Genomic DNA, 26,106 nt, shown 5'->3' with positions numbered 1-26,106 from the left:
ATTCTTCATTGGGTCGTCGCCGAAACGCCAGCGGTCCTTTTCTGCCGCTAGCGATAGGCCTCCGATATGAGCAAGATACGTCGGTTCGAAGCTGGTATGTTCGCACGAGGTGCGACCCGTTCAGATACAGCGATCAGATTCACACAGAGGCACGGTGTCTGAGGTGCGTGCCCTCCCGCGGGGCCTGGTATGCGCTGCGATCGTGGGCGCATGCTCATCAATTCGAGATATTGCTCTGGTAGTGCAAGTGACCCGACGCTAGATTGGCGCAGATCAAGCCGAGCACTTGGGACAACGAACACTCAACAGAAGCGGGTTCACTCTCAACTCGCAAGAGTACATTTCAATACCGAAAGCAAGATATCAAGGCGGCAAGAGCAAGCGCCGGTCGAACATCTCGACCGGGATGCACCACGCGAGATTCATGTCCCGAATCGACACCTTTCGACAGGTTCGAGCCGGGTGCGGATCACACAAGATGGAGGAAGCCCGATGGCGACACCGAAAGAGCAAGCACAGGCCGCACTCAGGCGACTTGAGGGAGAGCTCAGCGCTGCTAGAGCGGTTCTCGGCGTCCATCTCAAGACCGAGAAGGAAGACCTGGCGAGGGGCTTCGACAAGGTGGGACCGGCGCGGTCAGCCGTCAAGAACGCGAAGCGCGCTGTCGACATCGCCAAGGACGATCTCCGGCGTCTCAGCTAGTCGAGAAGAACGCTCGGCGGGCCGTCTGAGCTTCGACGTGACCGGCGGTGGCGGCGAGACCCCCTCTCGGCATATCCGATAATGCACATTATGTCAATTCGCGGACTGGCGGCATTCATCCCTGGTGTCTTCTGCACTTACGCGGACTCCCGCTGAACGAGGTGGGTGGCCAGGATCGGCTGCCGGTCCACCTCGCGTCCGTGCAGGATCGCGACGACCGTTTCGGCGGCGACGCGGCCCATGTCCGCGAGGGGCTGCCGGATGGTGGTGAGCGGTGGATTCGTGGTGATCGCGATGGCGACGTCGTCGAATCCGACGACCGAGACATCGGTCGGCACGTGCCGTCCGGACGCCTGGAGGGCGTGGATCGCGCCGTTGGCCATGAGGTCCGAGGAGGCGAAGACGCCGTCGAGGTCGGGGTGGCGCTGCAGGAGACGCACCATCGCCGACAAGCCGCTCTCTATCGTGAACGCGCCGTGCACCAGCGGCGTGTAGTCGATGCCCAGGTGCACCAGCTCGTCGCGCCAGCCGCGCAACCGTTCGCGTGCCGGCTTCATGTCATGGGGACCGGCGATGATGCCGAGTCGGCGACGGCCGGATTCCGCCAGTGTTCGCGCGGCGAGCCTCCCGCCCCCGTAGTTGTCCGCGTCGACCACGATCGCGTTCTCGGCGAGACCGACGCGCGGCCGTCCCACCCAGGCGATCGGGGCGGAAGAGTTCGCGAGCGTCTGGGTCACCTCCGTCATCTCGTTCTGGAGAATCACGATCGCTCCGTCGATCGCGCGCGAGCGAAGCAGCCGAGACACCCGTCCGCTGTCGTTGTGATCGGCAGGCAGCAGGATGGGTTGAATTCCCTGGGCGTGGAGGGACGCAGCGGCGCCCTTCAGGACAGCCGTGAGGATGGTCCCGGGCAGACGGTCGAGATCGTGGAAGGCCACGATCAACGCGATCGAGTCCGCGCGTCCCCCGCGCAGCATCCTCGCGGCACCGTTCGCCTCGTAGCCCAGTTGCTTCGCCGCGTGCTCAACGGCCGCGGTCATACCGGCATCGACGTTGGTTCTGCCTGCAAGAACTCGAGCGGCGGTCGCGCGAGACACCCCGGCGACTCGCGCGACGTCCACGAGTGTCGGTTCCGCCATCAGGAATCCTTCTCTTGAGGAAGAGCGCCCCCACCGCGGTGGCCGACGCCTCTGCCCGGGCTCGCTCCTACGGGCTTTCGGGAAGCGCCAGGAGACACGTTCGGGTGCTCCCTCTGACACAGGATGCCAGAGTCTGCGCAGCTCGCGGTGAGGCCGCTGGGTCGTCGGCGGCTGAGCTTTTCGCGGCCCGTGCGATGTCGGTGTACACGGTCAAACGGCACGAGACGTTCTCCTTCCACGTGTTCACCAGTCGTGATGCCCGCGCTAGGGACAAGCCGAAGAATTGATGGGTTCCGCTCGAACCTGTCGCCACCTGAGTCGACCGCAGGCGCCGTACACCTCGCCGCTCCCCCGACTGATGGACCGCTCGTCGGAGGGCTACGTCGCCGGTCTGCTCGGCGGTGCCCTGAAGTGATCGGACCGGCCATCGCGACGGATGTCGCCGTCCCGCTCCCGCTCGCGGCGGGACCCCGACCTACGCCGCGTGCGGCTCGGTGCGGAGGAAGAAGCTCGCGACCGCAGCACCGACGATGAGCACGGCCGCTGTACCGAGGCTGAGCTGCAGGCCAGGGACGAAGGAGTCGCTGTCGGCGATGAAGGCGCCGAAGACGGCGATCGCCACCGCGCCTCCGACCTGACGGAAGGTGTTGAACACCGCGCTGGCCGTTCCCGCCCGAGCGGGCGGGACGCTGCTGAGCACCACCGAGGTCACCGGCGGCATCGTGACCGCGCCTCCGAAGCCGGTGAGGCAGACCGCCGTCCCGACCAGCACCGGCGAGGCCAGGGGCGCCGTGAGGACGGCGAGGACGAGACCGGACGCCATCAGGACCAGCCCCGAGACGATCGGCACGCGGGTGCCGAAGCGGTTGGCCAGCGTTCCGCTGAGGACGTTGCCGAGGATGCTGAACCCGGCTCCGGGGAGGAACACGAGACCGGCGAGGAGCGGTGGCAGGCCGAGCTGCTGCTGGAGGAAGAGGCTCAGGACGAAGACCGTGCCGAAGTTGCTCACCATGAAGGCGAAGCCGACTCCGAGCGAGATCCGCATGCCGCTCGAGCGGAACAGGTCCAGCGGCATCATCGGGTGCGGGACTCGCGCCTGGATCGCGAGGAAGAGGGCGATCGCGGCGACGGCAGTGACGAGGCTCGCGAGGACGAGCGGTGCAGTGAATCCGACTGCACCGCCCTCGATGAGGCCGAAGACCAGCGCGGTCAGCCCGACGACGGAGGCGACCTGACCGGCCCAGTCGAACGGCGAGCTGTGGACCGGGGATCGGCCCACGGCGCGCAGCAGGACGAGCATCAGTGCGCAGACGGGCAGGTTGATCGCGAACACGAGCCGCCAGTCGCCGGAGGTGAGAGCACCGCCCAGGACCGGGCCGACGGCGGTCGCCACGGCGCCGCCGACGGCCCAGATCCCCAGCGCCCTCGTGCGTTCGCGATCGTCGTCGTACGCCTCGCGGATCAGCGCCATGGAGGCCGGCAGCATCACAGCGGCTCCGGCTCCCTGGACGGCACGGGAGGCGATCAGCAGCTCGATGGAGGGAGCCGTGGCGCACGCGATCGACGCCGCGGCGAACAGGATGATCCCGATCCGGAAGGCGCGCTTCGCGCCCAGGCGCTCGGACAGGTTGCCGGCGAGGAGCAGCAGGGCCGCGAACACCAGCGTGTAGCTGTCGATGGTCCACTGGAGGGCGACGGTGTCACCGCCCAGATCGCGGCCGATGGCGGTCAGAGCGACGTTCACGATCAGGATGTCGAGCGTGATCAGGAAGAAGCCGGACGAGCACAGCAGCAGGGTCAGTCGATGACGCCGCCGCGGCGACGCCTCCGTCACGAGGTGCGCGAACGGTCGGACCGCTCCGATCGGGCCGTCCGGAGTGCGGAGGGCGGCACGGTCGGCGACGTCGCCGCCCAGCTCGCGAGCAGGCGCAGCCGCTCGGCGGTGGCCGATCCCGCTTCGGCGCTGTAGATCAGGAAGTTCAGACCCGGCGAGTCCATCGGCTCCATGGCCTCGTAGACCAGGTGCAGGTCGCCGACGACCGGGTGGCGGAAGTGCTTCTGACCGGCGACGTGGTGCCGCACGTTGTGCGCGCCCCACCGCGTCCGGAACTCGTCGCTCCTGGTCGAGAGCTCTCCGACGAGGTCCTGCAGCTGCCGATCGTGCGGGTTCCGGCCGGCCTCCGTCCGGAGGATCGCCACGGTGATGTCGGCTGCCTGGGACCAGTCGGGGTAGAACTCCTCTGCGCGCTCCCGGTGCAGGAACACGTAGCGCGCGAGGTTGACCGGGCGCTCGGGCGACCCGTACATGTCGGTGTAGAGGGCGCGGAAGAGAGCGTTCTCGGCGAGGACGTCCATCCGGCCGTTGCGGACGAACGCGGGTGCCGCAGTGACGGCGTCGAGGACGAGCTGCATGCTCGACCTCAGCTTCTTCGGCGCAGCGCGCCGAGTGCGCAGGGGCGACTCGTTCGCGGCGCGCGAGAGGTCGACCAGGTGAGCGCGTTCGGCGTCGTCCAGCAGCAGCGCCGACGAGATCGCGGCCAGAACAGTGTCGGACACCCCACCGAGATCGCCGCGCTCGAGACGCGAGTAGTACTCCACGCTCACGCCCGCCAGCATCGCGACCTCGCTCCGGCGCAGACCCGCCACCCGACGGTTCGGGCCGCCCGGCAGCTGCACCTGCTCGGGTTGCACGCGAGCGCGACGCGAGGTCAGGAACTCGCGCACCTCGTTCCGGTTGTCCATGACGGACACGCTACGGCCGCACCCGGCCGCCCGGGGTGCTCCTGCAGGACACCTCTCGCCGGAGCGCCTCGGGGAGCGGGTCTGTGCGCGGACCGTGTCGCGGGATGCTCTGGTGAGAGGTGTCCGGGCAGAGCACCCCGCGATGCCGACGGAGACCCTACGGTCGATCGTGAACCGCAACGGCGAGACGAAGGAGTTCCCATGCATCTGCGCACACTCGGTGACGGCCTGCGGGTGTCCGCGATCGGTCTCGGTGCGATGGGCATGTCGCAGAGCTACGGTCCCAATCCCGGCAGCCGCGACGACATGATCGGCGTGCTCCGCGGCGCGGTCGAGGTGGGAGTCACCTTCTTCGACACCGCCGAGGTGTACGGGCCCTACGAGAACGAGGAGCTCGTCGGGGAGGCCCTCGCCCCCGTCCGGGACCAGGTCGTCATCGCCACCAAGTTCGGGTGGGACATCCGGGACGGGGTGAGCACGGGCCTCGACAGTCGCCCGGAGCAGATCCGCCGCGTCGCCGAAGCGTCCCTCGCCCGCCTGCGCACCGACGCGATCGACCTCTTCTACCAGCACAGGGTCGACCCGGACGTGCCCATCGAGGACGTCGCCGGGACCGTGGGCGGGCTCATCGAGGAGGGCAAGGTCAGGCACCTCGGGTTGTCCGAGGCGTCCGCCGAGACGATCCGCCGTGCGCACGCCGTGCACCCGGTGGCGGCCGTCCAGAGCGAGTACTCGCTCTGGACGCGCGATCCGGAAGCCGAGGTGCTTCCCGTCCTCGCAGAGCTGGGCATCGGCTTCGTCCCGTTCAGTCCTCTCGGCAAGGGCTTCCTCACGGGAGGCGTCACGGCGGGAGCGTCCTTCTCGGCGGACGACATCCGTCGCCGGGTCCCCCGCTTCGAGGCGCAGAACCTCGCCGCGAACCAGGCCCTCGTCGATCACGTCTCCGCCCTCGCGGCCTCGAAGGAGGTCACCCCCGGGCAGATCGCGCTGGCCTGGCTGCTCCTGCAGCAGCCCTGGATCGTGCCGATCCCCGGAACGCGACGCGCCTCGCGCGTGCAGGAGAACGCCGACGCGACGACCGTCACCCTCTCCCCCGACGAGCTCGCCGACCTCGACGGCCTCGCCGACCGCGTCGGCGTGCACGGCGACCGCTACAACGCCCAGCACATGGGCTACCTCGACCGATGAGCACGGCACGAGAGCCCTGCCAGGCGGTCGCCCCTCCCAGCATCCCGATCGGCGAGGACGCCTTCGTGGACGACAGCGGCACCACTCTGCGGTGGCTGGGGATGGCCGGGTTCCTCCTCAACGCCCGAGGAACCACGATCCTGATCGATCCCGTCCTCCACAGCTTCGACATGCCGTTGCTCGTCGACATCCCTCTGCGCGTCGCAGACGTTCTCCGGGTGGACGCGGTCCTCGTCACCCACGGGGACAACGATCACTTCAGCGTCCCGACCTGCCGGGAGCTGGCTCCCGTGACGGCCGCCTTCCACACGACTCGGTACGTCGCGTCCGTGATGGCGGACGAGGGCGTTCCCGGGACCGGTCACGACATCGGCGACGACTTCTCCGTCGGCGGGCAGGTCCGCGTCACCGTTCTCCCCGCCGATCACGCCTGGCAGAACGCCCAGCCCGGCTACCACGGCCGCAGGTTCGCCGACGAGGACAGCTGCGGCTTCTGGGTCGAGACCGTCGACGGAGTCGTCTGGGCACCCGGCGATTCCCGCCTCATCCGCGCTCACCACCTCACGAGGCCCGCGCCCGACGTCCTCCTCTTCGACTTCTCCGACAGCGAGTGGCACTTCGGGCTCGACGGCGCCGTCGAGATGGCGAACGCCTACCCCCGCGCCGATCTGGTCCTCCACCACTGGGGTTCGGTCGACTCGCCCGAGTTCGCGCCGTTCAACGGCGACCCTGCTGTGCTCTGGTCGCGCATCGTGAATCCGTCCCGGATCCGCGTCGTCGCCCCCGGAGAGGCGTTCACCGTTCGCTCGCGGTGAGGCCCGGCTCGGCGCTCAGGAGCGGTCGCTGGCGCGGGCGAGGTGCAGCGCCATGACGTCGCGGGCGGTGGTCCAGGCGATCGGCCCGTAGCGGTCGTTGTCGATGTGGTGCAGCTGACCCTCCCCGCTGAACATGGTGACGACGTACTGCATCCCCTGCCACGCGGGGAAGGCACTCGTGGTGTCGCGCGACGAGGCACGGAGCACTCTCGTCAGCTGCGAGAGCCCGCCGACCGTCCCTGCCCACTGCAGCCGATAGGAGTCGCCCGTCAGCTCGGACATCGTCCGGGCCAGGCCGCGCGCCGTCACCCTGTCCCCTGCCACCTCCACAGCCCGCGGCGCCTCCGGGTCCAGCGCGACGAGCGCGGCGACCCGCGCGGTGTCGTCCTTGGTGGTGAAGTCGAGGACCTGATCCGGGTGCGACCAGAAGAGGACCCGGCGCAGTCGCGGCAGAATCAGCGGGGCCTGGCCGGTCAGCAGATCGGTGAACGCCCCGTTGAAGACGGAGGTCGACCGGAGGGGCGCGGCATCGAGAGCACTCGCGAACTCGCGGCGCAGTTCCAGGTTCCGATTCGTGCCCGGCCTGATGGAGCGGTAGTCGGCGGAGTAGTCCGAGGGGATGAACCGCGGAACGCCGGCGGCGACCGCCGCATCCAGCAGAGCGCGCTGGGCGTCGATGATGACGGGGCGCGCTCCGCTGAGTGCCGAGACGACGACGTCAGCGCCGGTCACCGCACGGCGGAGAGCCTCCTGGTCGCTGTAGTCGGCCTCGACGAACTCGACGTCGTCTCGCGTCGATGTTGATCCGCCTCCCCCGGACCGCGTCAGTACCCGGACGGTCGCGTCGCGATCCCGGAGACGGTCGACGATCCGAGCGCCCAGATCTCCCCTGCCACCCGCCACCACTACCGTCGCCATCAGGAGGCGCTTCCGGCACGGGAGGGGACCCGTTCGGCTCGCGCGAGGATCGAGATCGACAGCGCACGGTCGGCGAGGAACGCGGGGAAGGCGATGCCGTACGCGAATCGGTCGAGCGCTGCAGTCGCACGAGCCTCGAGCACGGCGTCCGGGTCGAGGTCGGCGACCACGAGGTCCACCGGAGCCGCGATGCCCTTCACGGTGAGTGAGCCGTGGACCAGCCATCCGTCCGCGGTGCGGTCGGCAGCGGTGGACCGGTACAGCGCGCGCGGGTGGTTCTCGACGTCGAGGACGTTCCTCTTCGCGACCGCTCTGTCCCGGGCGCGGCTGCCCGAGTCGAACGTCCGCATGTCGAGCTCCGCCTCCAGCGAGAGCAGCTCTCGAGTGCCGGCGACGACGTCCACTCCCCCGGAGGCGAGCTGAACAGTACCGGCGACCTCACCGAGCCCGAAGAGGTGCCGGGTGCGGAATAGAACGGTCGTCGCGGCCGGGAGAAGCCGGTAGCGCTCGACGGTCCCGTCCCTGTCGATGCGGTGAGCGGGGGGCCCGGGTTGGGTCATGGTGTCCTCCTGTGTCTAGGACAGCGACATTACCTGTTGTGCACAGCTATCTCCGTGAAGCGGCCCGATTCTCAGGGTTCTGACTCTTGCGATCCGGGTAGGGTCTACCCGGACTTGAGATCAGGAAGACTACTGTCGGAGGCAGCTGATGAGACCGGAGACGCGGACACCACAGGGCGTCGCGGCGAGTGAGCCCGCGGTCGAACCGCTCGACTTCGGTCCCCTCAGCCAGGCGATCATCCGTCTGGGACGCGCGCATCGAGCGCTGGCGACCCAGCTGATGGGCGAGGTGGGGCTCCATCCCGACCAGGGCGCTCTGATGATGTACCTCTGGTCGGTCGGACCAGTCCGGCAGACGGTGCTGGCGACACGATTCGGGAAGGACTCGGCATCGACGACCCGCACGGTGCAGCGACTGGAGCACGCGGGATACGTCCGGCGACGGGTCGATCCGACCGACCGACGCGCCACCCTCGTCGAGCCCACGGCGGCGGGCAACGCTCTCCGCGACCGGGTCGAGGCGATCTGGGGACGACTCGAGGCGATCGCCGACGACGGACTCACCGTCGAGGAACGGGAGCTGGTGCTTCCGCTCCTGCTGAAGATCGGGGACGCCGTCTCGGACGCGCTGACCTCGGAGCCGTCCCCGTCCCTGCGGGACATCTAGCGGCCGACGGGCGTCGAAGCCGACCGCGCTCGTGCCATTGACTCCGAGCGTCCGCACTCCTCAGGGAGATTGAAGCGATTCAGGCTCTTGCCCTGACCTCCCCCACGATCCTCGGCGCATCGGGTGCCAGCGCTGTGGTCGCCGCCGACTGCTCGACGGTCGCCTGGATGGATGCCGCGAAGACGCCGGAGCAGCGGGCCGATGCCCTGCTCGCCGCGAGCTCGCAGCACCAGAAGTACCGCTGGCTCGTGGAGCAGCCGGCCGATGCACCACAGCAGACGGACTTCGAGGGCGTGGTCTACCTCGCGCAGCTCCCGTGCACGCCGCAGGTCACCTACACCGACGGACCGGACGGCGTCCGCTTCACCGAGGGAGTCACCGCCTTCCTTACCGTTATGTCGGCTTCTGAACGCGTGCATCCAATCCGCGTTCATCGCGTCGAGAACGTGCCCGATCTCACGCTCGAGGCGGGGAACCTTTGTCCGCCTCGCGCGCGCCGCACAACCGTGTCGATTCCTATCGACGTCTGAAGAGGTACAGCGCAACGACGAGCGTCGAGATCCCGACGGCGGCCGCTGTCACGCCACCGACAATCCACCCTGCTCGCACATCGGGCGCCACCGCTAGGCCGACAGCGACACCGACGAAAGCGACGGCGAGGGGAACAAGACCAACGCCGACCACTCGCTGCGCATTCAACCCCATGCGTTCAGCGTACGGATTCCCGGCTGATCCCCGGCACGCACGAACCTCGTGAGGAAAGTTTCTCGGCACCTGAAGAGCATGTTTCTCCGGATGGCAGACGCGAGCGGCCGCCGACGTGGTGCCGGCGGCCGCTCAGTCGATCAGAACGGTCAGGCGCAGCGGGCGAGGTACTGCTTCACATCGGCGCGAGTGAGGTCCTTCAGCGCCCCGAGTTCGGGGTGGCTGCGAAGGTAGGCGCGGGCGGCGGCGGTGGCCTTTGCGACGGTCAGCGTCGAGCGGTCGAGGCAGGGGGCGGAGTCGAGCGGGTTCGTGCTCGGGGTGGCGCGGAGGTCGGCGTCGATCCCGGTGACGGCCTGGCCCAGGCTGGTGATGACGATGGGCTGGGCGTCGTCCTGGTTCGGCGTGTTCGGCCACCACTGCTGCGGGTCGCCGGTGCGGTCGTCGAAGGACACGGTGTAGGTGCCGAGGTCGAGTCCACGGATCGTGTAGTCGCCGTCCGCATCCGTCACGGTCTCGACGTAGTAGAAGGGCTGCTGAGCGGTGACGGGAACGGACGCACCGTCGTCGGTCTCGACGTGGCCGCTGATGGTCGCGCCCAGCGGCAGCACGTACTCGGGAAGGAGGAGCGTCTCGCCGGCGGCGACCGTGAAGACGGTCCCCGAGTCGGTGCGTGTGGTGCCGCCGAGGCTGCGGGGCACGTGCACGCCGTCCTCGACCTGCGCGAGGACGGTGTAGTCCTCGTCGGCCACGACCTCGGCGCTGAAGTCGCCGTCGGCGTCCGTCGTCGCGATGACGGTGGGAGTCGCGTCGCTCACGGTCGCTGGGAGCAGGTACACCTCCGTGCCCGCGGCGGGAGGAGCGTCGGGAGTGCCCTCGAGCAGGAACCGGCCGCTCATCGTGCCGGTCTCCTCCAGCGTGTCGGCGTAGGCGGGGGTAGCGAGCGCGGAGCCGACGATCAGGACGGCCGCGACAACGGCGAGCGACCGCCGGGCGGCGCCGCGTGAGAACAGTGACATGAAGATCCCCTCAGCGGGAGCGCAGTGCCCCCATCGATCCCGACACTAGGGGGCCCCTGTGAACGGGCGCTACACGCCTTGTTGTGCGGAGCAATCGAACTCCAGTCTGCGGAAGGACGGCCGACCAAGGCGAGCGCGGAGAGCAAAGTGAACGGTGCCAGCACTCACTGCTGCCCGTCCCTCCTGCGGAGGCGCTGCGCTCGTCGGACGAAGAAGACGACTCCCCAGGCTGCGACTCGAGCCGCGATCGACCGCTTCTCCCCGGGAACCGGGGAGCTGCTCGGGGGCACTCCCTCGATCATCGCCGGTTTCGAGGCCGACCTGCGAGCCTCCGGGCTCGTGGACACCGTCCATCGCGTGGCCGGAGTCGACCGGCACGACACCAGCCGTCTTCTCAACGACCGTTTCCCGCCGACGGAGTTCACCGACGTCGTCTATCTGGCATCCGCGACGAACTTCGCGGATGCCCTGGCTGCCGGGCCGGCGGCGGCCGACCATGGCGCCCCGCTGTATCTCAGCGAGCCGACCTGCATCCCGCAGGCCACCCGCGCGGCGCTGCAGGAGCACGACCTCGATCACGTCACTCTGCTCGGCGGGTTCCCACCCTCGGACCGGCCCTCGAGTCTCTCGGAACCTGCTAGCCACGCCCCGGCGCTGCGTGCTGCCCTGAGCGTCAGCGGTCGGCTCCTCCCGGCGCCGCCCGCCGCCCGGCACCCGCGACCGCAGCCTCGTCGTCGTCCCGGCCCTGATCGGCGAAGCCGAACAGCACCTCGGCACCTCGGCTGCGCCCTCGAGAACGGCGCCCGGCTCCACCGGTATCGCGCGCGTCAGGACGTCCGCGCTACGGTGGCCCCAGCAGGGCCAGGTCGCGGATCCGTTCCGCCCGTACTGTCTCCCCGTGCCGATCTCCGCTGCGCACCCTGAGGGAAGGGCGATCCATGCTCGCAGAACCGCTGGTCACTCTCGACGTCCCCTACGGGTCGACCGCCTCGGACTCGCGATCGGTCGACGTCTACAGCCGGAGCGTGTCGGCTGAGGCGGATGCGTCGAGAGCAGCCGTCGTGCTCATTCACGGGGGCGGCTGGTTCCGCGGTGACAAGAGCAAAGGAGCACGCACTGGCGATGATGCTGGTCGAGGCCGGCTACCTCGTCTTCGCCCCGAACTACCGGGAGGCACCGGCGTCCACGTTCCCCGCCAGCCGGGACGACGTGCTGGCGGCCGCTGAGTGGGCGCTCGCCTCGGAGTGGGCGTTCGATCGCACGAAGGTCGCGTTCTTCGGCGGGTCGGCCGGAGGGAACCTGGCTGTCGAGGCGAGCATGGCCACCGGTCGACCGGCCGTCAGCTGGTCCGGGATCTTCGATCTCCTCGCCATCGTCGAAGCCACCGATTCGCTTCCCGCGACGACCACGACCCAGGACGTGGACGCCATGAAGAGCGCCGACATCAACCAGACCGGGCGGGACGACGCCTTCCTGCGGTGGACCATCCTCGGAGAGGTCGGCGGCGACCGCGGTCTCCTCGCCGCCGCCTCGACGACGCGCCGCGCTTCTGCGCAGTGCGGGCCGGTGTTCCTCGCGAACTCGCTCGCAGAGTTCGTCCCGGTCAGCGATCCGGTGTCGCTCCAGTCCGCCCTCTCCGCTGTCGGTGTGGCCAGCACGCTTCAGCTGATCCCCGGGACCCGTCACGCGGAGGGGTACACGCAGCACGCCATCGGGCCGTCCCTCGCGTTCCTGCAGTCGGCGCTCGCAGCGGATCCGGCATGAGCGGACCACCGACTGCCGGAGTGGGCAACGTGTTCTCCTTCGTCGACGACCTCGACGCCGCTGTCGAGTGGTACACGGCCCGGCTCCAGCGCGAACCCGCGGTGCGCGGCGGAGCGCTCGTCGCCTTCGACCTCGGAGGTACGAGGCTCACGCTGCATCGGACAGACGCACTGAACACACCCGGCCCTGCAGGCGCGAGTCCGTACTGGACGATGCCCGATGTCGACGTCGTCGTCCAGGAGTGGACCTCTCACGGGGCGACGGCTCATCGCGGCCCGAAGACCGTGTTCACCGGGGAGAGGCTGTGTCAGCTCCTCGATCCGTTCGGCAACCTCTTCTCGGTGCGGGAGGAGCCTCGCGGTGACTGACGCCACGACGCCGGCGCCCGAGCCGGCCGACGCGAGTGCACTGCCGACGGCGGACGAGGCTCTCGAAGCGCTGTCGGACCGTGCAGGAGCGTTCTACAGCGCCCTGCTGACCGAGCACTTCGTGCTCGAATCGGCGCGGGGCATCACGGTGAGCGAGGCCAGCAGCCGCGCAGCCCTCTACCTCACGACTCTCTCCAGCGCTCTGGTCGCTTTCGGCTTCCTCGCGCAGACCGACTACGCCCTCGGCTTCCTGACCGTGATCATCCCGGTGATCGTGCTCCTCGGGATCTTCACCTACGAGAGGCTCGTCGAGACGTCCCTCGAGGACGTCGCTGCACTCGATGCCATCCAGCGCATCCGAGCGGTCTACTCCGCGACTCTTCCGGGCGCCGCGAAGTACTTCCCCCGACCGAGCGGGCCGCACGCTCCGAACGAGATGCTGCCGATCGGGCGTCGCGCGAGCTGGATCGGCGTGTTCTTCACGACGTCCACCGCGATCGCGATCGTCAACTCCATCGTGGCGGGCGCCGGAGTGGCGATCATCACCGTGCAGGCCTCGGGTGAGGCGTCACCGGCCGTCCTCGCCGGACTGGCCACGGCCGTGCTGCTCGCCGTGCTGCACGGGGTCTATCAGGAGCGCCGTTACTCCTCGCTGCGCGAACTCCTCCGCTCCCAGGAGAGGTGAGCTCCGGGCCGACGCCCTCCTGTCGGCCGTCGACCCTCTGTCGAACGAGGGAGGCGTGAGCGACGCCACGCGCGTCTCTCCGCCGCCGTACCGCGGGTCGCACGCAGCGGTTCCCCCTCTTTGGGTGTCGCAGCTGCGGAGCTTCAGTTCAGGCGGCCGTCCGTGACCTGGCGGCCGATAGCGTCACACCAGGCAGCCGCGGGTCAACCCCCTCGGCGTCGGCGGCCGTCGGGACCGTCGTGGCGAGAGCTGCCGAAGCTGCGGCCCGCCGGCGCTTCGAACCCGTGACCGTCACGATCAGAGGACTCGACCGCCCGCAGCACCATCGTCTCCGCCCCTGATTCACAGCATCAGAGGTGGGCGACGTCCCGCACGATCCGCCCGGAACGCAGTGACGCGTAGGCCCGCGGTCCACTCCCCTCGTGGGAGCGGTGCCGCTCCGCCACCCGCTTCGAGCCTCCCGCCGCGACGCGTCCCGGGCACTTCCCTCCCCCGCAGCACGAGTCGATCGGAAGACACCCCATGGCCAGAGCCACTCCCTCCCGCACCTCACCGCCCCGGACTCTGAGCGCGGAGGTCGCGCGGCGTGCGAGGAGGACCTTCGTGCGGGTCCTCGCGGTCACGGCCGCCGTGGGGATCGCCGTGACGGCGACGTCCATCCTGGAGGCGCCGCCCGCGTCCGCCGCCGTGGGCAGCTCGACCTACGGCCCGGACGGCACGCACTACCCGTCGGACACCCCCGACATCCGCTCCGAGCGCTCCAGCTACACCGTCGTGGACGTCGCGGCCTCGGGCACGGCGATCCGGAAGGCGCTCAACGCTCTCAAGCCGGCCGAGATCGCGGCGGGAGCGGTCATCCGCGTGGCGCCGGGGCACATCGCCGACCTCTCCGCCCTCAACGGGTACAAGAACGCCGGAGGCACGAAGGTGCTGATCACGGCGCGCGACGGCTTCCAGTCGGTGACCGGCGGCAGGTGGGCCCTGAAGTCGGTCACGGGCATCACCCTCATGCGCTTCGACGTCGAGTCGATCGATGTGAAGGGGGCGACGCACTCGTCCTTCGCCTGGCTGCGGGTCAGGGGGAACTGGGTCGGCCTCGCCGCCATGACGAACGTTCCGGTGCGCGACGTGGAGCTCATCGAGGTCGTCGAGCCCGAGTCGAGGCTGCAGAGCGGCGACTCGTCGCAGATCAAGGCGTACGCGCCCAACGTGATGAGCGATGTGCTGATCGAGGGCGGCTACATCGCCCCGTCGTACTACGTCGACGCGCGGTACGGCGGCTCGAACCCGCCGCGCCCTCACACCGACAGCCTCCAGATCGAGGGCAGCGGGGTCACCGGCCAGGTCACGGTCAGGGACACGGTCGTGTTCGGCTCGAACAACACCGCCGTCATCATCGGCGGCGTCAGGAACGTCGCGTTCGACCAGTCGCTGATCGTCGGGAGCACCGTCACCGCCAAGCGCTACCCGTTCCTCAAGGGCGGTGCCGGATACCCCGGAGCGATCAACAGCGCGGGCAGCCTCAGCGCCGTCCAGGGCTCGGGCGGTGGCAACGTCGACGCGTCCGGCTCGACCTTCATCGGCTCCCTGCAGCCGACGTGGGACGCCGTCTCGAACTCCCGCACGAACATCCCCGGCAAGGTGGCGCGATCGGGTGGCTTCACGCTCGACCCGACGCTCAGCTCGATGACGGCCGACGACCTCGACGCGCTGAGCACGCGGCCGACGACGGCCTATCTCGCCGACATCTGGGACGACGTCGAGTGGGCGAGCGTTCCGGCGCCCGCGCCGACCGCAGTGCCCACCCCGAGCGCGACGCCCACGTCCACGCCGATCGCAGAGCCCACTCCGACCGCGACGCCCACGCCCACTGCAACGCCGACGCCCACTGCGACGCCGACCGCGACCCCGGAGCCGACCCCGGCTCCCGAGGCGCCGGACGAGTCCGAGGAGCCGGACGAGCAGCCGGAGGCGCCCGTCGCCGACACGACCGCTCCGACGGTCGCGATCACCTCACCGCAAGCCGGCGCCGTGCTCAGCGGCATGACCACCGCCACCGTCACCGCCGCCGACGACACCGCCGTGACAGGTGTGACGTTCTTCGTCGGCAGCTTCCCGGTCGGCGACGCCGTCCGGACCGACGCGTCCACCTGGTCGCTGACCACGAGCACGACGGGCCTGCGCGGAACCTTCCCGCTCACCGCCCGCGCGACCGACGCGGCGGGGAACACCACCGTGAGCACTCCCGTGACGGTGACCCTGAAGTAGCGTCTCCGGCCCGCGCCGACCCCCCTCTCCGTGCTCGGCGGGAGGGGGGCGGCGTCGTCAGCACCCCTCCCCGGGGGCACCGGTCGGTGCAGAAGCGTCGGTGACGAAGGCGGCAGAGCGCCGCGCACTCGCCCGTGTCAGCCGCAGGGCCCGTCGGCCCGGGACCGCTCGCGGAGCGTGTCCGGACTCTGCGATCTACCGGAACCGCGGGGTCGACGGCCGTGCCGGCTCACCCATCCCTGCCCGACCGCAGTGGCCCGGATCCGCTGCGCTCGTCGCACGAGAGCGGCGTTCATGCCGGTTCGGCCCAGCCCCGGTAGGCGCGGAGGAAGGCCTCTGCGCCGGCTCTCGCGGTGCTGTCGATGGTCGCGCTGCTCGGTCCTGCGGCGTCGAAGAGCGCTCGATCCAGAGTGGCCCCCAGGACGAGGTAGGCGAAGTGCTCCGCAGCTCTCTCGGAGTCCGCGACTCGCAGCAGACCGAGTGAGTCGTACCGCTCGAGGCGTTTCGCGATCGCGTGCATGACGGCGGTGGGCACTCGGTCGAAGTAGTCGACCGCGAGCTCAGGGAAGCGGTGCGTCTCACCGATGAGCAGCCGCCGGGTGGCGAGCACCCGCGGAGCGAGCACGGCACGAGCATGAGCCAGCGCGAGCTCGTGGATCTCGTCCTCCACGTCGCCGGCACCGATACCGGGGTCGACGTGCACGGCCACGAACGTCTCGGCTGTGGCAGTGGCGCGCTGGACGACGGCGCGGAAGAGGTCTTCTTTGCCGGGGAACAGGTTGTAGACCGTGCGCTTGGCGAGCCCGGCCTCCGCAGCGATGCCGTCCACGGTCGCGGCGGGATAGCCCCGCGCGAGGAAGTGCGCGAGCGCCGCGTCGAGGATCACGGCACGCGAGCGTGCGGGGCGGGGGTCAGGGGTCCGCTCCGAAGCGGTTCTTGCCGAGAAGGACGCCACCCTGCGATTATGCACCGGGGAGTGCAGAAAGTCGCGGACACAGCGACGGCCCCCGCAGAGGAGGCACCGTGACGGATGCACAGAGAACCGGGCTGGACCGCGGTGCGGCCGTGTCCCGCTCACTGCTGGGCTGGGGAGTCGTCGCCGGGGTGTTCTACCTCGTGTTCGGGCTGATCCTCGCCGTCACCCGGCCCGGGTTCGACATCACCCGGGATGCGCTGAGCATCCTGCTCCTCGGAGACCTCGGCTGGCTCCAGGCCCTCAATCTGATCCTCTCGGGCGTGATGACGATCACCGCGGCCGTCGGGCTCGCCCGAACCCCCGACATGAGCCGCGCAACGCCCGCGCTCGTCGGCATCTACGGCCTCGGACTCGTGCTCAGTGCGTTCGCCGCACCCGACCGCCCCGGAAGCGGCACCGGCACCGTGGGCGGGATCCTCCACCTCGCCTTCGGAGGACTGGGATTCCTCGCCCTCGCTGTCGCAGCCCTCTCGGCGGCCGGATGGTTCCGCCGACGAGGCTCGGGCCGCGGACGCGCGCTCTCGATCCTCGCGGGCAGTGTCGTACTCCTCGCGTTCCTCGCCGGCGGCGCGCTCTCCGCCGGTCCGGCCGGCGTGGCACTGCTCTGGCTCGCCGTCGTCGTCGGCTGGGCATGGCTCGCCGGCACGAGCGTCGCGGCGTACCGCGCCGTCCCGCATCCGCTGTACTCGCGGCGGTGATCTGAGCGAGGTGCCTGACGCTCTCTCCGTCCGGGAATCCGCGGCGGAGGGCCGGTGCGGTCTGTCACGCTGGGGGCGTGATCACTCTGCTCTCCGCGCCGAGCAACCTCGGACTACGACCTCCCGTCGGCGGCGGCGTCCCGGGCACGAGCAGAGCCCCGGAGGCGCTGCGCGACGCCGGTCTCCACGAGCGCTTCGTCAGCAGGGGAGCTCAGGACGCGGGAGTCGTTCGTGCGGGTCGCTACCTCGACGACGATGCGACTCGTCCGAGCGGGCGTCTCCGCAACGAGGCGACGATGATCGCGCACGCTCGTCTCCTTGCCGCTCGCCTCGGAGCGGTCCTCGACCGCGGAGGCTCCCCGCTGGTTCTGGGCGGCGACTGCAGCATCCTCCTCGGCATCGGTCTCGCGCTCGCGAAGTGGGGCCGGACAGGTCTCGTGCACATCGACGGTCACACCGACTTCCGCCGACCCGCGACAAGTGACGACTGCGCAAGTGTTGCCGGCGAGGATCTCGCGGCCGCAGTCGGGCTGCACGTGTCGGCGATCGCTGACATCGAGGGCGCCGGCCCGTACTTCCACCCGGCGCAGGCCGTGCTCATCGGGCACCGCGAGAACGATGAGTACGCCGCCGACGCTCGGGACCATCTCGGCCTCCTGATCCCGGCGAGCGAGGCGGTCATCGAGGGAGCGGCCTCGACAGCGGGTCGCGCGCGCCGCGTCGCGGGGAGCGGCTACTGGCTCCAGCTCGACGTCGACGTCCTCGACCCGACGATCATGCCGGCGGTCGACAGCCCCGATCCGGGCGGGTTCGATGCGGGCCAACTCGTCGACCTGCTCGGCTACCTGGCCCCGGCCGCCATCGGGGCCTCGGTGACGGTCTTCGATCCCGACCTGGACCCGTCCGGGGACTACGGACGGCTCCTCACCGAGATCCTCGCGACAGGCCTCGCTGAACTCGGCTCCGGAGTCGCAGGCGACCGAGGGAGGAGTGAGACTTCGTCTCGAAGGGCAGAAGACCCTTGGAAGGAGCGCTAGGAGTGCCGCACCGCGATCCCCGGATAGTCCACGATCAGGCCCGTGACGTCGTATCGCAGCTCACACTCGAAACCGAACGTCGACGACTCGTAGTGGAACACGATCCCTTGGCACGTCTCGCCCACGAGGGTGTACGTCTGCTCCAGACGCTCGACCCTCAGATCCTCTGCGCGCACGAACGCCGCCGGCACGTCGACCGGTTCGCCGGGCGTGAAATCGAGGCGGTGGATCGGGAGTGTGTTGGTCACGGCCGACGACTCGAGGTCGGCGTCGACGCAGCCGTCGAGATCCGCTCGGACGTCGCCGTTGACGCTCCAGGAGCTCTCTGACCGGCGGATCAGCACGAGTCGTGCGAGTCCGCCCGGGCCGAGAGTCGTGGCTCTCACACTCCGAGTCGCCCACGTGCTCTCGAGCGCGACGTCGTAGCCCGTGGACCAGGAGGAGGAACCTTCTACCGCAGTGGTGTGGCCGGTCATACGGTGGCCGCCACTCGATTCCGCGAAGAACGCCACCTCGAATCCCACGCGGGCGCTCCGATGGATCCAGCTCGCGGCCCCTGGCAGAGAAGAAAGCCTCACAGTGCGAACAGTAGCCCTCAGCGCGAAGCGCGCGAGAACTCGCTCTCGATGGCGTTCTCGGTTCTCGGGGCTCGTGGCGAGGACCTCAGGACGAGCCTGATCGATCGCTCGCGTCGAGATCGACGAGGAGCTGGTCATCGAGCTCTGACACGCCCCCTCGAGACGCGGGAGGCCCCCGCGACCGCAGTGGTCGCGGGGGCCTCCCCAGGCAGCGCTTCCGATCAGAAGTCGAACTCGGCGATGTTGTCGGCGTCGAACACGAACGGGTCGCCGAGGAGCACGGTCGCGTCCTCGCCCACCTCGAAGGTGCCCAGGTCGCCGGCCTCGAACGAGTCGCCGGTCTCGCCGGTGATGTCTCCGTCGATCAGGGCCTTCGCGGCGTAGGCCGCGAGGTAGCCGAGGTCTCCCGGGTTCCACAGCGCGAACGCGGTGACGGTTCCGTCCTCGACGTACTCGCGCATCTGGTTCGGCGTGCCGAGACCGGTCAGCGCGACCTTGCCCTTGTAGTCCGAGGTGGACAGGTAGCGGGCGGCCGCCGCGATGCCGACCGTGGTGGGCGAGACGATGCCCTTGAGGTCGGGGTGCGACTGCAGCAGCGCGGCGGTCTTGTCGAACGAGGTCTGGTCGTCGTCGTCGCCGTAGACGGTGTCGACGAGGGTGACGTCGGGGTGGTTCGCCTCGAGCTCCTCCTTCATCAGGTCGATCCAGGTGTTCTGGTTCGTCGCGTTCGCCGAGGCCGACAGCACGGCGATCTCGCCCGAGTCGCCGATCTGCTCGGTGATCAGGTCGACCTGCGCCTTGGCGATGCCCTCGGCGGTGGCCTGGTTGATGTAGAGGTCGCGGCAGTCGGCGTTCGTGTCGGAGTCGAACGTGACGACCTTCACGTCGTTGTCGCGCGCCTCGTTCAGCGCGTCGCAGATCGCCTTGGGGTCGTTCGCCGAGACGATGATCGCGCCGGCGCCCTGCTGGGTGAGGGTGTTGATGTAGGAGACCTGGGCGTCGGGGGTCGCCTCCGACGGGCCGACCTCGGCGTAGGTGCCGCCGAACTCGCCGATGGCCTTCTCTCCGCCGGCGTCGGAGGTGTCGAAGTACGCGTTGCCGAGGTTCTTGGGAAGGAAGGTGATCGCGTAGTTCGCGTCGCCTCCTTCGCCGCCGCCCGAGCCGGAGTCGCTGTCGCCGCCGGCGGAGCAGCCGGTCGCGACGAGGGCGAACGCCACCGCCGCCGCGGTCACTGTGCCGAGGCGCCGGAGCCCGCGGCCCTTCGTGGAACTGTGGCAGCGAGCATCCGCGATGTCGCGCAGCACGCGGGAGTGTCCGTCGGCACCGTGTCGAACGTCCTCAACCGTCCCGACGAGGTCTCGGCTGAGAACCTGGCGCGGGTGAACCGCGCCATCGAGGAGCTCGGCTACGTGCGCAACGACGCCGCGCGCAAGCTCCGCAACGGCGTGAGCTCGACCGTCGGCTTCGTGGTGCTCGACGGGCGCAACCCGTTCTTCGGCGACGTCGTGCACGGCGCGGTCGACGAGGCCTCCCGCACCGGGATCGCCGTCCTGCACGGCAACACCGATGAGGACGTCGCACGCGAGCGGCTCTACCTCGACCTCTTCGAGGAGCAGCAGGTGCGCGGCGTGCTGATCTCGCCGCACGGAGACATCACCCGGCGTCTCGAACGGCTCCGGGAGCGCGGGATCCCCGCCGTGCTCGTCGATCGCTTCAGCGGCGACGGCCGGTTCAGCTCGGTCTCGGTCGACAACGTCGCCGGCGGGCGGATGGCCGTCGATCACCTGATCGCCACGGGGCGGCGGCGGATCGCCTTCGTCGGCGGGCCGTTCGAGATCCGCCAGGTCACCGATCGACTCGCCGGCGCCCGCGTGGCCGCGGAGGACAGCTCGCCGCCCGTCGACATCGAGGTCGTGGCGACCTCGGCCCTGACTGTCGCCGAGGGGGTCGCGGCGGGTGAGCGCCTCCTCCTGCGCCCGCGACGCGACCGCCCCGACGCCGTCTTCGCGGCGAACGACCTGCTCGCCCTCGGGCTCCTCCAGTCGCTCACGGTCGACGGGCGGATGCTCGTGCCCGCCGAGATCGCGCTGATCGGCTTCGACGACATCTCCTTCGCCGCGGCCGCCGCCGTCCCGCTCTCGTCCATGCGCCAGCCGAGCGTCACCATCGGCCGGACCGCGCTGCGGGTTCTGCTCGAGGAGGCCGCGGATCCTGGACTGATCCCTCGACAGACGGTCTTCCGGCCCGAGCTCGTCGTCCGACGATCGACGTCCGCGGGCCCTTCACGGTCGATCTAGGGCATCGGGTCCTCCCGGACGACGGACGCCGGCACTCTCGTGACGTGCGCGGCCGTCGTCGCCCGGGTCTGCTCGTGCGCTGGGGGCCGGGTCTGCTCCGTCGCGCACGCGCGATCAGCCGCGCGCCCGACCCGCGCCCGCTCCGACGGGAGGAGCGCCTCGGGGTGTCGGCCGCCTCCATCGGTCGCACCGGGGCCGACCGCCAGATCGTCCATGGTCTGGGAACGTCGGCGTGCGGCCGCCTCCGGTAGAACAACATCTGATCACCTCCGCGAGACCGCGCAGCCCGCCGATGCGGGCGCCGCGGCCGGAGCTCGCCACCCAGCGTTTCGTCCAGGAACTCCGCCAGATCGGCCATGGGCCCGTACCTGTCCCTCTCCTTACGCTGACCCCATGCTCATCGACGAGTACGACTCCCGCATCCAGCCCGTGCCGCTCGCACCTCAGGTTCCGGACCGTCTGACGATCACCCTCTGGGACTTCTCCTGGTACGTGCGCACCGGCCCGGGAGAGCCTTTCGAGGATCTCGACGCCGCCTTCGCCGGCGCCCTCGAGCGCGGCTACAACACGATCCGCATCTGCGCGATGCCTTTCCTGCTCTTCGGCACCGACCTCGACACGAGCGCCCTGGAGCTCGGCCCCCTCGGCGGCGGGTACGCCCAGCGCGTGCGCTGGTACGACGTCGATGCCCCCACCGTCATCGACGCGCGGCGGCACCTCCTCGCCCTGTTCGAGGCGGCGAAGAGGCACGACGTGTTCGTGATCGTCTCGTCCTGGGAGTACCAGCAGTCCTCCTCCTTCGCCGCGGATCGCGCCTGGTTCGACGCGCTGATGGCCGTTCCGCCTGAGGAGCGGGCCGAGCGCCTCGCCGAGGCGCACGCAGGGCTGGTCGCCCTCCTCCGCGAGCACGGGCTCGACGACCGCATCGCCTTCGTCGAGCTGCACAACGAGGTGCAGGCCGGGCACCTGACCGAGGGACTCGACTACGACCGCTCCGACCTCGACGCCGCGACCCTCGCGCTCCGGCCGCGGCTGACGCGAGGCATCGACCGCTTCCACGAGCTGGCGCCCGGGGTGCCGTGCTCGGTGAACTACGCGCACGTGCCCGTGGGCGGCATGCGCGGGATCCCGTGGAACTCCGACGTCCTGGTCGTGCACCCCTACATCTACGGAGTGCTCGACGACTTCATCCGCGACTTCGCGCTGCGGCGGCCGATCGACGAGTTCGAGCAGGAGGCGGCCGGGCGGACCTTCCTGCTCGACGGGGCGCCTCCGATCGCGGAGTGGACGCTGCCGCCCCAGGCGCAGTGGAAGCTGACCGCGACCATCGTCGGCAAGGGCGAGATCTACGCGCACGACTGGGGCGACGCCGAGAAGATCGACCGCTTCCTCTACGAGCACTACGGCCGCCACCAGCTCGAGATGGAGGCGACGCTGCGGACGTGGATCGCCGTCGCGGCCGATCACGCGGCGATGCGCGGCATCCCGCTCGTCTTCGGCGAGGGCTGGGTCGGCTACACGCCGCTCGAGGGCCGCTTCGAGGAGGGGCCCGTGGGCGCCGAGTACTGCCGCCTCGCCATGCGCGAGTCGCGGCGGGTCGGCGCGCGGGGCTCGATCGTCTGCTCGAATGCGGCTCCGCAGCACCCGATGTGGGACGACGTCGCCCTCCAGCTCGAGTGCAACGCCATCTTCTCCGGCGAGCGCTGAGCGCCCCGACAGCACCAGCACCCGGCATCATCACCGCACGGCATCACCACCGCGCAGCATCACCGAAGCACAGCATCACCACCGCGCAGCATCACCGAAGCACAGCATCACGGAGTCGAGGAGGACACCATGACCACCCAGCAGCAGCAGTTCCCGCATCTCACCCGCAGAGGCTTCCTCTACGGAGCCACCGCGCTCGGCACGACCGCCGCGCTGACGGCCTGCATGAGCGGAGGAGGCGGAGGCGCGAGCGGGGGCGGCGGCATCGTCCTGCAGTCCTCGCTCTCCGACCCGGCTCCGAAGGCGGCACTCGAGGCGCTCGTCGAGAGCTACTCCGAAGGGACCGTGACGCTCAACACCGTCGCGATCGAGCAGTTCCGCGCGCAGCTCTCGACCTACCTCACCTCGGGCAACCCGCCCGACGTGCTCACCTGGTACGCCGGCTCGGTCGCCCGCGACTACGCGAGCCAGGATCTGCTGCTCGACCTCTCCGACATGTGGACGGGCGACGGAGCGGCGGCGAACTACTCCCCCGCGCTCAAGGACCTCTCGACCGACGGCAGCGGCAAGCAGATCTTCCTGCCGACGAACTACTACTGGTGGGCCGTCTTCTACCGGAAGTCCGCCTTCGAGGAGTGGGGCGTCGAGGTGCCGACGACGTGGGACGAGTTCATGGCGCTCTGCGAGACGCTGCAGGGCAAGGGCATCGTCCCGCTCTCGAACGGCATCGGCTCGACGCCGTGGATGGCCTCGGGCTGGTTCGACATCCTCAACCTCCGCGTCAACGGCGCGGACTACCACAAGGAGCTGCTGGCGGGGAACTCGTCGTTCGACTCGACCGAGGTCAAGAACGTCATGAAGTACTACGCCGACATCGTCCCCTTCATGGACCCGAACGCCCCGTCGTACGCCTGGCAGGACGCGGTCACCCCGCTCGTGCAGAAGAAGAACGCGATGTACCTCGTCGGCGCGTTCATCAGCCAGAACATGCCCGAGGGCGAGGGCGACGACCTCGACTTCTTCTCGGTCCCGGTGATCGACGCGTCGATCCCGACCGCCGAGGAGGCCCCCACCGACGGCTACTTCGCCAGCGCGAAGACGAAGGACGCGGAGGCGACCAAGGCGTTCCTCGCCTACCTCGCCGGCGCCGAGAGCCAGTCGGCCTACATCGCGGCGTCGCAGTCGTCGAACCTGCCCACCTCCCCCGACGTCGACACCTCCGGGTTCTCGCCGCTCGTGCAGAAGGGCGTGGAGCTGCTCTCGAGCACCGATCAGATCACGCAGTTCTTCAACCGCGACTCCTCCGACGACCTGCAGACGACCGCCGACGCCGCGCTCACGAAGTTCATCGCGCAGCCCGGGGAGGTCGACAGCATCCTGAAGGAGTGGCAGACGGCCGCCGACAAGGTCTTCAACCCGTGACGACGCCGTCGCAGACCGCTCCGGCGCCGCAGTCGGCGGCGCCCGGCGCGGTGCCGGAACGGACGACCCCCCGCAGGCCGGTCCGTCCGCGCGGCACCCGGCGCATCACCCGGGTCCCCCTGGCCGTCTGGCTGTTCCTGCTCCTCCCGCTCGCCGTCGAGCTCGCCTGGGTGTTCTGGCCGGCGATCAACTCCTTCTACCTCTCGCTCACCCGCTGGAACGGCATCGGCGACCCCGAGTTCATCGGCCTCGACAACTTCGTCGATCTCGGCTCCGACCCGATCTTCGCGACCGCGCTCGTCAACAACGTGATCTGGGTGATCGGCTTCGGCGGGCTCTCGGTCGCGATCGGCCTCGCGCTGGCCGTCGCACTCAACAAGCCCCGTCGCGGAGTCGGCTTCTACCGCAGCGCGATCTACCTGCCGATGGTGTTCTCGCTCGCCGTCACCGGTCTCTTCTGGCGGGTGATCTACCAGCCCGACGGAGTCGTCAACAGCTTCCTCGGCGTCGTCGGGCTCGGCGATCTCGAGCGGCAGTGGCTCGCCGATCCGACGCTGGCCCTGTACGCCGTCCTGGTCGCGGCCGTCTGGCGGCAGTGCGGCTACATCATGGTGCTCTACCTGGCGGGTCTGAAGGGCGTGGATCCGACGCTCGAAGAGGCGGCCGCGGTCGACGGCGCCTCCCGCAGCCAGCGCTTCTGGCGCATCGTGATGCCGCAGCTCAAGGGCGTGAACGGAGTGGTGTTCGCGGTCACCGTCATCGACTCGCTGCGCACCTTCGACATCGTCTGGGCGATGACCAGGGGCGGGCCCTACAACTCGACCCAGCTGCTCTCGACCTACATGTTCCAGGAGAGCTTCACCGTGCTGAACCTCGGCTACGGCTCCGCGATCGCCGTGGTGATCTTCCTCCTCGCGATCGTCTTCATCATCACGTACCTCGTGCGTGCCACGAAGGAGGACTGAGATGGCCGTCATCGCGCCGATCATCCCCGCCGGTCCCGACGCCGCGCCCGCGGCGAGCTCGCGGCCGCGCCGGGTGAAGGGCTCCTGGATCTTCCACGCGGTCATGGCGCCGATCGCGGTGCTGTGGGTGCTGCCGATGGTCTTCGTGCTCTTCGTCGCCGTCCGCAGCTTCGACGACATCACGAGCAACGGCCTCGGGGCGCTGCCGTCGAGCTTCTCGCTGGACGGCTTCGTCACGGTCTTCACCGCCGGCCTCGTCGGCGAGGCCCTCGTCAACAGCGTCATCGTCACCGTCTTCACGGTGCTCCTGTCGCTGCTGCTCGCCTCGTGGGCCGCCTTCGCGCTCAGCCGCTTCGCGATCCCGTTCCGCCGCGGGATCCTCCTGCTGATGCTGGCCGGCAACCTGCTGCCTCCGCAGATCCTGCTCATCCCGGTGTCGCGGATCACCGAGAGCCTCGGGATCTACGACACCCTCTTCGCGCTCGTCGTGGTGCAGGTCGGCTTCGGGCTCGGCTTCTACACGTTCGTGCTGCACGGGTTCATGCGCTCGATCCCCGCCGAGATCTTCGAGGCGGCCCAGGTCGACGGAGCCGGCGCGATCCGCACCTACTGGCGCATCATCCTGCCGCTGTGCCGCCCCTCCCTCGCGGCTCTCGGGGCGCTCGCGACGACCTGGATCTGGAACGACCTGATCTGGGCCGTGACCGTGCTGCGCACGGAGACGAACTTCCCCATCACGGCGGCGCTGCTCAACATCCAGGGCGGCTACGTCAGCCAGTGGAACGTCGTCGCCTCGGGAGCGGTCGTCGCCGCGATCCCCACCGCGATCGTCTTCTTCGCCTTCCAGAAGCAGTTCGTCTCGGGCCTCACGCTCGGGTCGGGCAAGTGA

Annotated in this window: 26 protein-coding genes; 17 read left to right on the top strand and 9 right to left on the bottom strand. The window is 69.7% G+C overall.

What is annotated here, in order from left to right:
• Positions 1-492 precede the first annotated feature (492 nt).
• Complete coding sequence (locus B9Y99_RS07390) at positions 493-702, top strand: hypothetical protein (protein WP_085475854.1); 210 nt, start codon at positions 493-495, stop codon at positions 700-702.
• A gap of 137 nt (positions 703-839) precedes the next feature.
• Here B9Y99_RS07390 and B9Y99_RS07385 read toward each other — a convergent pair whose 3' ends face one another.
• The 3 genes from B9Y99_RS07385 to B9Y99_RS07375 all read right to left on the bottom strand — a co-directional run bounded on the left by B9Y99_RS07385 (position 840) and on the right by B9Y99_RS07375 (position 4,583).
• A complete protein-coding gene (locus B9Y99_RS07385; protein ID WP_280158015.1) occupies positions 840-1,841 on the bottom strand; it encodes a LacI family DNA-binding transcriptional regulator in 1,002 nt (333 codons plus the stop codon).
• Positions 1,842-2,316: 475 nt separating this feature from the next.
• On the bottom strand, positions 2,317-3,675 hold the full coding sequence (locus B9Y99_RS07380) for an MFS transporter (RefSeq protein ID WP_085475853.1): 1,359 nt from the start codon (positions 3,673-3,675) through the stop codon (positions 2,317-2,319).
• Positions 3,672-4,583: a helix-turn-helix transcriptional regulator gene (locus tag B9Y99_RS07375; protein WP_085476298.1), complete on the bottom strand. Its 912-nt coding sequence runs from the start codon at positions 4,581-4,583 to the stop codon at positions 3,672-3,674. The genes B9Y99_RS07380 and B9Y99_RS07375 overlap by 4 nt, the downstream gene beginning before the upstream one ends.
• 201 nt (positions 4,584-4,784) lie before the next feature.
• On the opposite strand from B9Y99_RS07375, the gene B9Y99_RS07370 reads away from it, so the two are divergent.
• Together B9Y99_RS07370 and B9Y99_RS07365 are read left to right on the top strand one after the other, a co-directional pair.
• Positions 4,785-5,771 carry an aldo/keto reductase gene (locus tag B9Y99_RS07370; RefSeq protein WP_085475852.1) on the top strand — a complete coding sequence of 329 codons (987 nt, stop codon included), beginning with the start codon at positions 4,785-4,787 and terminating at the stop codon, positions 5,769-5,771.
• Positions 5,768-6,586 carry an MBL fold metallo-hydrolase gene (locus B9Y99_RS07365; protein ID WP_085475851.1) on the top strand — a complete coding sequence of 273 codons (819 nt, stop codon included), beginning with the start codon at positions 5,768-5,770 and terminating at the stop codon, positions 6,584-6,586. Before B9Y99_RS07370 ends, B9Y99_RS07365 begins: the two co-directional genes overlap by 4 nt.
• Positions 6,587-6,601: 15 nt before the next feature.
• On the opposite strand, the gene B9Y99_RS07360 is transcribed toward B9Y99_RS07365, so the two are convergent.
• Both B9Y99_RS07360 and B9Y99_RS07355 read right to left on the bottom strand, forming a co-directional pair.
• Positions 6,602-7,504: an NmrA family NAD(P)-binding protein gene (locus B9Y99_RS07360; protein ID WP_085475850.1), complete on the bottom strand. Its 903-nt coding sequence runs from the start codon at positions 7,502-7,504 to the stop codon at positions 6,602-6,604.
• Positions 7,504-8,064 carry a YceI family protein gene (locus B9Y99_RS07355; protein WP_085475849.1) on the bottom strand — a complete coding sequence of 187 codons (561 nt, stop codon included), beginning with the start codon at positions 8,062-8,064 and terminating at the stop codon, positions 7,504-7,506. Before B9Y99_RS07355 ends, B9Y99_RS07360 begins: the two co-directional genes overlap by 1 nt.
• A gap of 148 nt (positions 8,065-8,212) precedes the next feature.
• Here B9Y99_RS07355 and B9Y99_RS07350 point away from each other — a divergent pair, with 148 nt between their 5' ends.
• Together B9Y99_RS07350 and B9Y99_RS19005 are read left to right on the top strand one after the other, a co-directional pair.
• Positions 8,213-8,731 (top strand): MarR family winged helix-turn-helix transcriptional regulator, encoded by a 519-nt coding sequence (locus B9Y99_RS07350; protein ID WP_085475848.1) that lies wholly within the window; start codon positions 8,213-8,215, stop codon positions 8,729-8,731.
• A 134-nt stretch (positions 8,732-8,865) separates the two neighbouring features.
• On the top strand, positions 8,866-9,261 hold the full coding sequence (locus B9Y99_RS19005; RefSeq protein WP_208856894.1) for a hypothetical protein: 396 nt from the start codon (positions 8,866-8,868) through the stop codon (positions 9,259-9,261).
• A 324-nt stretch (positions 9,262-9,585) separates the two neighbouring features.
• Here B9Y99_RS19005 and B9Y99_RS07340 read toward each other — a convergent pair whose 3' ends face one another.
• The gene (locus B9Y99_RS07340; RefSeq protein ID WP_085475847.1) at positions 9,586-10,452 is read right to left on the bottom strand and encodes a carboxypeptidase-like regulatory domain-containing protein; all 867 of its coding nucleotides are present in this window, start codon (positions 10,450-10,452) and stop codon (positions 9,586-9,588) included.
• 24 nt (positions 10,453-10,476) lie between these two features.
• Between B9Y99_RS07340 and B9Y99_RS19445 the strand changes: the two genes are divergently transcribed.
• The 5 genes from B9Y99_RS19445 (at position 10,477) to B9Y99_RS19000 (ending at position 15,537) form a co-directional block, all read left to right on the top strand.
• Positions 10,477-11,376, top strand: coding sequence for a cell wall-binding repeat-containing protein (locus B9Y99_RS19445; protein WP_085475846.1), 900 nt, complete (start codon positions 10,477-10,479; stop codon positions 11,374-11,376).
• 168 nt (positions 11,377-11,544) lie between these two features.
• Positions 11,545-12,216 (top strand): alpha/beta hydrolase fold domain-containing protein, encoded by a 672-nt coding sequence (locus tag B9Y99_RS07330; protein WP_165759556.1) that lies wholly within the window; start codon positions 11,545-11,547, stop codon positions 12,214-12,216.
• On the top strand, positions 12,213-12,584 hold the full coding sequence (locus tag B9Y99_RS07325; RefSeq protein WP_129587932.1) for a VOC family protein: 372 nt from the start codon (positions 12,213-12,215) through the stop codon (positions 12,582-12,584). Before B9Y99_RS07330 ends, B9Y99_RS07325 begins: the two co-directional genes overlap by 4 nt.
• Complete coding sequence (locus B9Y99_RS07320; RefSeq protein ID WP_085475843.1) at positions 12,577-13,269, top strand: hypothetical protein; 693 nt, start codon at positions 12,577-12,579, stop codon at positions 13,267-13,269. The genes B9Y99_RS07325 and B9Y99_RS07320 overlap by 8 nt, the downstream gene beginning before the upstream one ends.
• A gap of 603 nt (positions 13,270-13,872) precedes the next feature.
• On the top strand, positions 13,873-15,537 hold the full coding sequence (locus B9Y99_RS19000) for an Ig-like domain-containing protein (RefSeq protein WP_129587931.1): 1,665 nt from the start codon (positions 13,873-13,875) through the stop codon (positions 15,535-15,537).
• 292 nt (positions 15,538-15,829) lie between these two features.
• On the opposite strand, the gene B9Y99_RS07310 is transcribed toward B9Y99_RS19000, so the two are convergent.
• On the bottom strand, positions 15,830-16,423 hold the full coding sequence (locus B9Y99_RS07310; RefSeq protein WP_208856892.1) for a TetR/AcrR family transcriptional regulator: 594 nt from the start codon (positions 16,421-16,423) through the stop codon (positions 15,830-15,832).
• Positions 16,424-16,560: 137 nt separating this feature from the next.
• On the opposite strand from B9Y99_RS07310, the gene B9Y99_RS07305 reads away from it, so the two are divergent.
• Together B9Y99_RS07305 and B9Y99_RS07300 are read left to right on the top strand one after the other, a co-directional pair.
• Positions 16,561-17,211, top strand: coding sequence for a DUF998 domain-containing protein (locus B9Y99_RS07305; RefSeq protein WP_244274796.1), 651 nt, complete (start codon positions 16,561-16,563; stop codon positions 17,209-17,211).
• A gap of 77 nt (positions 17,212-17,288) precedes the next feature.
• A complete protein-coding gene (locus tag B9Y99_RS07300; RefSeq protein WP_085475841.1) occupies positions 17,289-18,248 on the top strand; it encodes an arginase family protein in 960 nt (319 codons plus the stop codon).
• Here B9Y99_RS07300 and B9Y99_RS07295 read toward each other — a convergent pair.
• A complete protein-coding gene (locus tag B9Y99_RS07295) occupies positions 18,245-18,964 on the bottom strand; it encodes a putative glycolipid-binding domain-containing protein (protein WP_085475840.1) in 720 nt (239 codons plus the stop codon). The genes B9Y99_RS07300 and B9Y99_RS07295 overlap by 4 nt on opposite strands.
• Before the next feature lie 83 nt (positions 18,965-19,047).
• A complete protein-coding gene (rhaS, locus tag B9Y99_RS07290) occupies positions 19,048-20,058 on the bottom strand; it encodes a rhamnose ABC transporter substrate-binding protein (protein WP_129587930.1) in 1,011 nt (336 codons plus the stop codon).
• A gap of 39 nt (positions 20,059-20,097) precedes the next feature.
• Between rhaS and B9Y99_RS07285 the strand changes: the two genes are divergently transcribed.
• From B9Y99_RS07285 to B9Y99_RS07260, 5 genes are all read left to right on the top strand, one after another.
• Positions 20,098-21,123, top strand: a complete 1,026-nt coding sequence (locus tag B9Y99_RS07285) for a LacI family DNA-binding transcriptional regulator (RefSeq protein ID WP_085475839.1) — start codon at positions 20,098-20,100, stop codon at positions 21,121-21,123.
• Positions 21,124-21,516: 393 nt separating this feature from the next.
• On the top strand, positions 21,517-22,830 hold the full coding sequence (locus tag B9Y99_RS07275; protein ID WP_085475837.1) for a cellulase-like family protein: 1,314 nt from the start codon (positions 21,517-21,519) through the stop codon (positions 22,828-22,830).
• Between the two features lie 129 nt (positions 22,831-22,959).
• Positions 22,960-24,252 carry an ABC transporter substrate-binding protein gene (locus B9Y99_RS07270; RefSeq protein ID WP_085475836.1) on the top strand — a complete coding sequence of 431 codons (1,293 nt, stop codon included), beginning with the start codon at positions 22,960-22,962 and terminating at the stop codon, positions 24,250-24,252.
• Positions 24,249-25,217 (top strand): carbohydrate ABC transporter permease, encoded by a 969-nt coding sequence (locus B9Y99_RS07265; RefSeq protein WP_244274795.1) that lies wholly within the window; start codon positions 24,249-24,251, stop codon positions 25,215-25,217. Before B9Y99_RS07270 ends, B9Y99_RS07265 begins: the two co-directional genes overlap by 4 nt.
• A gap of 1 nt (position 25,218) precedes the next feature.
• Entirely contained in the window at positions 25,219-26,106 is an 888-nt protein-coding gene (locus B9Y99_RS07260) for a carbohydrate ABC transporter permease (protein WP_085475835.1), read from the top strand.

It is taken from the genome of Rathayibacter oskolensis, assembly GCF_900177245.1.
Lineage (GTDB): Bacteria > Actinomycetota > Actinomycetes > Actinomycetales > Microbacteriaceae > Rathayibacter > Rathayibacter oskolensis.
Note: the sequence above shows the minus strand (reverse complement) of the source record. Positions and strands in the feature narration are given on the sequence as shown.